General features: G+C 71.2%; 4 protein-coding genes. All 4 read right to left on the reverse strand.

Features of this window, described 5'->3' with window-relative positions:
* Positions 1-179: 179 nt before the first annotated feature.
* Positions 180-1,583, reverse strand: a complete 1,404-nt coding sequence (gene cysS, locus H5J33_RS29890; protein WP_181797915.1) for a cysteine--tRNA ligase — start codon at positions 1,581-1,583, stop codon at positions 180-182.
* Positions 1,584-1,641: 58 nt separating this feature from the next.
* Positions 1,642-2,046 (reverse strand): PPOX class F420-dependent oxidoreductase, encoded by a 405-nt coding sequence (locus H5J33_RS29895; RefSeq protein ID WP_181797916.1) that lies wholly within the window; start codon positions 2,044-2,046, stop codon positions 1,642-1,644.
* Positions 2,047-2,103: 57 nt separating this feature from the next.
* Positions 2,104-2,598 carry a 2-C-methyl-D-erythritol 2,4-cyclodiphosphate synthase gene (ispF, locus tag H5J33_RS29900; RefSeq protein ID WP_181797917.1) on the reverse strand — a complete coding sequence of 165 codons (495 nt, stop codon included), beginning with the start codon at positions 2,596-2,598 and terminating at the stop codon, positions 2,104-2,106.
* Positions 2,588-2,800: 2-C-methyl-D-erythritol 4-phosphate cytidylyltransferase (locus H5J33_RS29905; protein WP_181797918.1), on the reverse strand; the 213-nt coding region annotated here is incomplete at its 5' end. The genes H5J33_RS29905 and ispF, both read right to left, overlap by 11 nt.

A 2,800-nucleotide genomic window follows, 5' to 3' on the forward strand; every position in this document is an offset into this window, starting at 1 on the left:
GGCCCTTCCCTTCCAGGCCCCGGCGCCGCTTGCCGCCGCTGCCGACCTGCGCGCCCTTCTTGCCGGACATGCGGCGGTTGTTCGCGGCCATGAGTTACCTGTCTCCGTGAGGCGTCGTACGTACGTCTTATGCAGTGTGCCGCCCGGAGGGCCGGGCGGCACAGTCGATCAGTGGCGGGTCAGCGCGCGCCGAGGCTCCAGCGCGGACCCTGGGGGCTGTCCTCGATGACCAGTCCGGACTCCTTGAGCTGGTCGCGGATGGCGTCGGCGGTGGCCCAGTCCTTGCGGGCGCGGGCGGACTCGCGCTGGTCGAGGACCAGGCGGACGAGGCTGTCGACCACGCCCTGGAGGTCCTCGCCCCGGTCGCCGCCCTCGCCGGCCCAGTGGGCGTCGAGCGGGTCGAGCCCGAGGACGCCGAGCATGGCCCGCACCTCGGCGAGCCGGGCGACGGCGGCGTCCTTGTCGTCGGCGGCGAGGGCGCTGTTGCCCTGCCGGACGGTGGTGTGCACGACGGCCAGGGCCTGCGGGACGCCCAGGTCGTCGTCCATCGCCTCGGCGAAGGCGGGCGGGACCTCGGCGGCCGGCTCGACGGTCTTGCCGGCCAGCTCGGTGACCCGCTGGACGAAGCCCTCGATCCGCGCGAACGCGGACTCGGCCTCGCGCAGGGACTCCTCGCTGTACTCGATCATCGAGCGGTAGTGCGGGGTGCCCAGGTAGTAGCGCAGCACGATCGGGCGCCACTGCTTGACCATCTCGCTGACCAGGACGCTGTTGCCGAGCGACTTGGACATCTTGTCGCCGGCCATGGTGACCCAGGCGTTGTGCACCCAGTACCGGGCGAACTCGTCGCCGTAGGCCTTGGCCTGGGCGATCTCGTTCTCGTGGTGCGGGAAGATCAGGTCGAGGCCGCCGCCGTGGATGTCGAAGGCGCTGCCCAGGTACTTGTGGGCCATCGCCGAGCACTCCAGGTGCCAGCCGGGCCGGCCCGGCCCCCACGGGGTCGGCCAGCTCGGCTCGCCGGGCTTGACCGCCTTCCACAGGGCGAAGTCGCGCGGGTCCCGCTTGCCGGTCTCGCCCTCGCCGGACGGCTGGAGCAGGTTGTCCAGCTCCTGCCGGGACAGCTCCAGGTAGCGGGGGAAGGAGCGCACGTCGAAGTAGACGTTGCCGTCGGCCGCGTAGGCGTGCCCGCGGTCGATGAGGCCCCGCATCATCTCGATCATCTCGGTGATGTGGCCGGTGGCCCGGGGCTCGTAGGTCGGAGGGAGGCAGCCGAGGGCGGTGTAGCCCTCGTTGAACGCGCGCTCGTTCTCGTACCCGATCGACCACCAGGGCCGGTGCTGCTCGTGGCTCTTGGTGATGATCTTGTCGTCGATGTCGGTGACGTTGCGGATGAACGTCACCTCGTAGCCGCGGTAGGCGAACCAGCGGCGCATGATGTCGAAGTTGAGGCCCGAGCGGATGTGGCCGATGTGGGGGGCCGCCTGCACGGTGGCGCCACACAGGTAGATCGAGACGCAGCCCGGCTTGAGCGGGGTGAAGTCACGGATCTGCCGGGCGCTGGTGTCGTACAGGCGAATCGTCACCACTCCAGAGTAGTGGGCGCATGGCGATGCCATGCGCCTTCCCCGGCGGAACGCCCGCTCAGAGCGATCCGACGATCTTCCGCGGCCGGATCCGTACGACGACCCGCTGGGCGTCGCCGGCCGAGGCGGGGTTGAAGTCCTTGTAGTCCTTGCCCGTGTACTTGCGGCTGAGTTCGTCGATGAGCTCCGGCCCGCCGTCCGTCGTCATCTCGGCGGTGCCGCGGATCTCGGCGTACTCGTACGGGGACTCGGGGTTGAGGACGGCGACGGTCACCCGGGGGTCGCGCTCGAGGTTCAGGTACTTGCGGCGGTCGACCGTGGTGGAGAAGAGGAGGTCGTCGCCGTCTCGCTTCACCCAGACCGGCGACAGCTGGGGGCTGCCGTCGGGCTGGAGGGTGCCGACGACGATGAACACCTTGCCGTCGAGCACGGACTTCAGGCGGTCGGACAGTGCGGCGGACATGGGTACCCTCCGGAGTCCAGGGATCACTGGTGATCGTGAGGGTACCCTCGCACGCCGTCAGCTCACACGCACCACCAGGGCCGTCGCCACCGCCATCAGCCCCTCGTCGCGGCCGGGGAAGCCCAGGCCGTCGGTGGTGGCGCCGGAGACCGACACGGGGGCGCCGGCCGCCTCGGAGAGGATCTTCTGGGCCTCGTCGCGGCGCTTGCCGATCTTCGGGCGGGGGCCGACGACCTGGACGGCGATGTTGCCGATGGTGAAGCCGGCCGCGCGCACGATCCGGGCGGCCTCGGTGAGCAGCGTGACGCCGGAGGCGCCGGACCACTCGGGGCGGCCGGTGCCGAAGTGCTGTCCCAGGTCGCCGAGCCCGGCGGCGGAGAACAGCGCGTTGCAGGCCGCGTGGGCGACCACGTCGGCGTCGGAGTGGCCGGCCAGTCCGGGGCCCTCGCCCTCCCACTTCAGGCCGGCGCACCACAGCTCGCGGCCCTCCTCGAAGGCGTGGATGTCGGTGCCGATGCCGACCCGGGGAAGCAGCGGTGCCTCAGAAGCCATCGGTGAGCCTCCTGCGGGCCAGCACCGCCTCGGCGAGGACCAGGTCCAGCGGGCGGGTGACCTTGAAGGCCTCCTCGTGACCGGGGACGGCCACGACCGTGAGCCCCAGCTGCTCGACCATGCTCGCGTCGTCGGTGACGTTCTCGGTGACGGTCTCGTGGGCGCGCACCAGGGCCGCCCGGTCGAAGCCCTGCGGGGTCTG

Origin of the sequence: Streptomyces sp. WELS2, from assembly GCF_013870595.1 — a bacterium.
In the GTDB taxonomy this organism is placed as follows: domain Bacteria; phylum Actinomycetota; class Actinomycetes; order Streptomycetales; family Streptomycetaceae; genus Streptomyces.

Excerpts from the sequence above, each read along its gene's own strand:
- ispF (WP_181797917.1), bottom strand. The coding sequence starts at position 2,598 with ATGGCTTCTGAGGCACCGCTGCTTCCCCGGGTCGGCATCGGCACCGAC.
- H5J33_RS29895 (WP_181797916.1), bottom strand. The coding sequence starts at position 2,046 with ATGTCCGCCGCACTGTCCGACCGCCTGAAGTCCGTGCTCGACGGCAAG.